This window comes from Frankia nepalensis (genome assembly GCF_016786325.1).
Lineage (GTDB): Bacteria > Actinomycetota > Actinomycetes > Frankiales > Frankiaceae > Pseudofrankia > Pseudofrankia nepalensis.
This window is the reverse complement of record NZ_JADWYU010000131.1, coordinates 1-5,513: the sequence shown is the minus strand read 5'-3', so window position 1 is coordinate 5,513 and position 5,513 is coordinate 1. Positions and strand designations below refer to the sequence as shown.

Sequence of the window (5,513 nt, the reverse complement as noted above, 5' to 3'; positions counted from 1 at the left end):
CCGGGGGCCTCAGTGCCGGCGACCGGGTCCCCCGGGGACGGGGCGGCGGACCGCGCGCGGTCCGCCGCCCGGCTACGGCGTCGCCGACAGCAGGTCGAGCGTGCCCAGGTCACGGATCGCCGCGCAGGCGTTCGCGGCCATGGACAGGAACATCGCGTCGGAGTCCGCGCTCTGGCCACCCGGCGCGTACACGCAGCCCAGGACGATGAGCAGCGGCGCCTGCGGGACGCCGACCCGGTAGTCGTGAAAGCAGAGCTCGAGGGGGTAGTCGTCGACACCGAGCTCGGTGAGGCGGCGATGGTAGGCCGCGACCAGCGACCTCTCGTGCGCCCGGCGGGCGGCGGGCGGCAGCGCGGTGGCCAGGAAGTACGCGAGGTCGCGGCCCGGCAGGCCGAGCTCGAGTGACTGCCAGTCGACCACCGTCGGGTCGTCCCCGGCGAACAGCAGGTTGTCGAGCCGGTAGTCGCCGTGAATCAGCGAGACGCGGTCGCGGACGTGTGGTGCCCAGCCGGCGAGCAGGTCCGAGGCGCGGCGCAGCGTGTCGGCGTCCTCGGGGGACAGGGCCGCGCCGAACCGCTCGACGAACGCCGAGGTCCCCTGGGCGTGGACCTGCGCGAGGAACTCCAGCCGCGCGTCGTCGGGGCCCCGCAGCCAGTCCACGCCGTCCGCGAGGTCGTGCCGGTTCCAGAACGGGGCGTGCAGCCCGGCGAGGTTGCGCACGGCCGCCGCGGCCTGCCCGGCGGTGCAGCCGTCGGTCTGCCGACCGGGCAGCGCCGGGTGGGCGTCCTCGAGGACCAGGGTGAAGTCGCGCAGGTCGGCGCTGATGCCCGCGCTCCAGCAACGTGGCCGCCGGATCCGCGTCTGGGCGGCGAACGTCCGGTAGAAGCCGATCTCGGTCTGGTAGCCGAGCTTCACGACCTCCCGGGCCTGCTCGGAGCCCGCGGCCATCTTGACCACGACGCTTGCCGGGGCGACGGCGCCCGGCCCGGCGTGGGCGACCAGGTGGAACCGGTAGCTGGCCCCGAGCAGACCGGTGCCGATCCGCTCATACCGCAGCTCTGACACGACGACGTCCGTCCCGCCCGCGCGCAGCGCCTCGGTCAGCCACGCCGGCGTGACGTCCGCCGGATCGTCGACGACCGGCGCCTCGCCGAGCACGACCTGGTCGGGTAAGGGCAAGGGCCCGTCATGGTCACGCATGATCAGGTTCTACCCCATTCGACCGAAGACATCTGGATATATAAGCGCTCTGGACTCGTGAAGCCGTGAAGCCGGGGCGGATGAGGCTCCGCGCGTGGGCCCGCCGCGCTGGCCGCCGCTGGCCGGCCGCGTCGCCGAGCCGGTCTCGGTCCCGCGGACGTGACCCGCGGCCGGCGGGCGCGTGGGCCGGCAGGGGTGGTCAGGCGGCGCCGCGCTGGAGCAGCAGGACGCCGGACGGGGTGCCTCCGCCGGTCGTGACGACGGCGGTGCGGGCGTCGGCGACCTGGCGGTCGCCCGCCTCGTGGCGCAGCTGCGCGACCGCTTCGTAGAGGAAACCGAAGCCGTGCGTACGGCCCTCCGAGAGCTGCCCACCATGCGGGTTCACCGGGAGCTCGCCGTCGAGCGCGATCCGCCGGCCCTTGTCGATCCAGTCCTGGGCCTCGCCGAGCCCGCAGAAGCCGAGCGCCTCGAGCCAGGAGACGGCGTTGAAGGTGAAGCCGTCGTAGAGCAGCGCGACATCGACGTCGGCAGGGCGCAGACTGGTCCGGCTCCACAGGTGGGCGGCCTGGCCGAGGACCTGGGGCTCGTGGGTGATCGTTCCCTGGTCCCAGGAGACGCGCTCGAGGATCTGGGTGCCGACCGCCTCGACGCGGACCGCCGGCCTGGGCAGGCCGGCGGCGGTCTCGACGGCCGAGACCACGAGCGCGACCGACCCGTCGCAGGGCACGTCGCAGTCGTAGAGACCGAACGGTGAGCTGATCATTCGGGCCGACAGGTAGTCGTCCATGGTCAGCGGGTCCCGGTAGATGGCGGCCGGGTTGCGGGCGGCGTTCGCCCGGCCGTTGAGCGCGATCGCGCCGAACAGCTCCCGCGTCGCGCCGTAACGGTGGAAGTACTGGTTGGCGTTCATGCCGATCCAGTTCGCCGCCGACATCGCCCCGAACGGCGCGCGGTACTCGAACATCCCGGAGACCCGGCCGCCGCCCCCGACGCCACCGCCGCCGCCGAGCCGCAGGGCCGCGTGGGTGGACGCCCAGACCGTGCGGAAACAGAGCACGTGGCGGCACAGGCCGGTCGCCACGGCCTGCATGGCGGCGATCACGGCGCCGCCCGGGCCGGGCAGGTCCCCACCGCCGTTGATCCAGGTCGGCTGCAGCCGCAGCGCCTCCTCGACCGCGGTGACGCCGCCCTCGCTCATCCCGCCGCCGAAGCCGTCACCGCCCGGGTAGGTCGACAGCCCGTCGATGTCGGCCAGGGTGAGGCCGGCGTCGGCGACGGCCGCGAGGCAGGCGTCGACCGTGAGCGACAGCGGGTCGACCATGAGCCGGCGGCCGAGCGCCGAGCGGCCGATGCCGGAGAGCACCGACCGGTGCTCGAACCGTTCCCCGCTCACCGGTGGGCGGGGGACCGGGCGGCTGGGCGTACCGACCCGGTCGACCGGATCGGTGCCGCCGGTCGGCTCGAACAGCGGGAGCCACACGTTGTCGTGCTGCTCGAACCGGACGGCGACCTCCTGGCCGACGTGCACGTCGTCGGGCGCGCAGCCGACGATGTTCGTGGTGAGCCGGACGTCGGGCTGCTCGGCCAGCGCGACGACCGCGACGACGTAGGGCGGCTCGAAGCCCGGCAGCCACTGGTGGGCGTTCACGGTGAAGCCGATGACCGTGCCCCGCCCGGAGACCTCGGCCGGCGCGCACTCGCGGCTCCGGCAGTTCGGGCAGATCGGCACGGGCGGGTGCACGAGCGTGCCGCAGTCGTCGCATCCCTGGATCCGCAGCCGGCCGTCGGCGCCCGACGTCCAGAACCACTCGTTCGCCGGCGTCAGCTGCGGAAGAAGCCGCACGGTTCGCTCCTCAGGGATACGGCGTCATCAGGGGCAGGTGGACCGGTGCGCGTACCCGCTCCGGGCGTTATATGTAGATGTATCACGGGTGGCGCGGCGCGCGTGGCGTGGCGGACGGCGAGCGCGCCTCGGCCGGGGCGGGGTCGCGGCGCGGTGGTGGTGCCATGCGCGCGGCAGTGGCCGCTCCCGGCGCCGGGCCGCCGGGCGGGGTCGGCTCAGGGGTTGTCGGCGCACCACCGCGTCTGGGATGGCACGCCGGGGCGCTCGTCGGGGACGAGCTCGAACGCGGTGCCGGCGTCGTTGACGCGCATGAAGATCAGACAGCTGATGGACTGCCTGGCCTTGGTGAAGTCGACCGAGCCGGCGAGCATCCCGTCGGCGTCGTAGTCGCGCAGCGCGCGCAGCGCGTCGCTGAACGCCTCCCTGGTCGGGCAGCTGCCCGCGGCCTGCAGACCCTGCACGAGAATGTCGGCGGCAATATAGGTCCCGTACGCCACGTCCTGGGTCGGTGTCTGGAGCTCGGGCGCATAACTGGTGGTCGCGGCCAGGTAGGTTTTCTGCGCGGGGATGTTCGCTTCGAAGGGCGTCAGGGTCGAAAAGCTCGTGAGGCCCGCCACCGACGCGCCGTACTGCTTGATGGTCTCTTCGCTGTAGCCGCTGATGCTGATGATCGTCTGGTAGTGGATGCGCGCGGCCTTGGCCGCCGCGACAATAGCGGGGGTGTCGGCGGAGCCGACATCCAGAACCATGACATCCGCGTCCGTCTCGCCGAGCCCGCGGACGAACTGCGCGGGAGTCTCCAGCGTCGTGTTGTATGTGACCGTCGTCGTGGGGATATCGGCCGCGGCAAGGCTCCGCGCCAGCGGGGAGGAGAAGCCCTGGTCGGTAGTAGAGTAGGTCTGGACGATGACGGCTCGGCTTCCGCCCTGCGCGCGGACAAACCGTCCGAGGACGTCCGGTAATGCCCCGCCCGCGACCAGCGACGGATAGGAAAACATGTTGGGATATGCCGGGTCGGCCCAGACGCTCCCGATGGGCAGGCCCACGGCGGGAATCTGGTGGTCCCGGAGATAGTTCGCGCCGCCGTCGGCGTTCAGCGTCGCCTCGAAGAGCGCGAAGACCCCGTCGGTCTCGACGAGGTTCCGCACGATCTTGTCGTTGACCTCGTCGTTGGCGTCGTCGCTCTTCCAGTCGTAGACGATCTTCCGGCCGTTGATGCCGCCGGCGGCGTTCGCCAGGCCGAAGCGGGCGTCGACTCCGCTCCGGGCGGCCTGAAGCGCGGTTCCGATGCTCCCGTTGTCGGGGTAGACCAGGCCGATCCGGATCTCGTCCGCCGAGACGCCCGGGGAGTCGCAGGCCACCGAGGTCGCGGGGGAGCTGGCACACCCTCCCGCGGCCGTCGCGGCCAGGACGGCCGTCGCGACCGCGGTCAGTATCGTGCGCCGGCGTTGGTGTACCTGGCCGGATAAGAACTGGGAACCGCCATGCGAGGGTGTCGTCAACAACGTGGCCTACCTCCCGGAGCTGTCAGGTCCGGCCCGCTGGTCACGCGAGAGCGCCGCCATACCAGGATGCCGGGGCGTCGACCGGGCCGGATGCCCGGAAGATATCGCATCCGCCAGGAGGCACGACCTCGGGCGACGCGAGCCTTGGCCGCACATTGAGGAGAGACCGTCGGCCGACGGGGATACGGGATGCGCGGGCCGTGAATGGCGAGCCATGTTGGACGCACAATGCGGGCGCTGTGCTCCGGGCGGCGAAGCCGTCGGTATCTCCCTCATCGACGAGCGATGCTTCTGCTCTCCGGATGGCCACCTGCCGCCCGACGGCCCGTATCCCGACAACCCGTATCCCGACGGCCCGTGGCCGTCGGATAGCCAGCGGGCCCGCCGCCGGGTGGTCGGCGCGCGAAGAATGCGTCGACCGGCGCGCGCCGCCGTGGGCGGGAAGAAACGAGCAAGGGTAAAACCCGGGGCTCGTCACGGATTTCCTCGTCGATGGGTCGTACTTGGCATCGCGGTGCCGCGCCGGGCAGGTCTCCTCGGAACCGCGGCTCGCGCCGGCTGTCGGGCCGGCCGGCGCGCGGCCGAGGGATCGCGTGAGGGTGCTGGCGTGGCGTCCTCCGGGGCGCATGACGGGGGCGCTTGCAGGTACGGCACGGTACCAAATAGATCTAGCTGTTTAGACGCCGGTACCTGTTGGACGCCAGGACGCCAGGACGCCAGGACGCCAGGACGCCAGGACGCCAGGACGCCGGCGCCGCCGCGCCGGCGTCCACCAGGTCGGGCGCCCGGGCAGGTCGTCGTGGGTGTGACGCCCTCCGGGTTAGTGGGTGGGCAGCCCGACCAGTTCGGCGCAGTTGGCGCGCATGATGCGGTGCACCTCGTCGGCGCTGAAGGCGGTGAGTTCGTCGGTGAAGGCGGCGGGGTCGGCGAGGCCCTCGCCGTGTGGCCAGTCGGAGCCGAACAGG

Annotated in this window: 3 protein-coding genes and 1 pseudogene; all 4 read right to left on the bottom strand. The window is 72.4% G+C overall.

The window, feature by feature from the left end; translation table 11 throughout:
* Positions 1-72 precede the first annotated feature (72 nt).
* Positions 73-1,200 (bottom strand): phosphotransferase, encoded by a 1,128-nt coding sequence (locus I6A81_RS17600; RefSeq protein WP_203007759.1) that lies wholly within the window; start codon positions 1,198-1,200, stop codon positions 73-75.
* Between the two features lie 199 nt (positions 1,201-1,399).
* Positions 1,400-3,043, bottom strand: a complete 1,644-nt coding sequence (locus I6A81_RS17595) for a thiolase C-terminal domain-containing protein (protein WP_203007760.1) — start codon at positions 3,041-3,043, stop codon at positions 1,400-1,402.
* Positions 3,044-3,258: 215 nt separating this feature from the next.
* Positions 3,259-4,545: an ABC transporter substrate-binding protein gene (locus I6A81_RS17590; RefSeq protein WP_203007761.1), complete on the bottom strand. Its 1,287-nt coding sequence runs from the start codon at positions 4,543-4,545 to the stop codon at positions 3,259-3,261.
* A gap of 823 nt (positions 4,546-5,368) precedes the next feature.
* Positions 5,369-5,513 (bottom strand): annotated as a pseudogene (locus I6A81_RS17585) (amidohydrolase family protein); the annotation flags it as partial.

Excerpts from the sequence above, each read along its gene's own strand:
- I6A81_RS17600 (WP_203007759.1), bottom strand. The coding sequence starts at position 1,200 with ATGCGTGACCATGACGGGCCCTTGCCCTTACCCGACCAGGTCGTGCTC.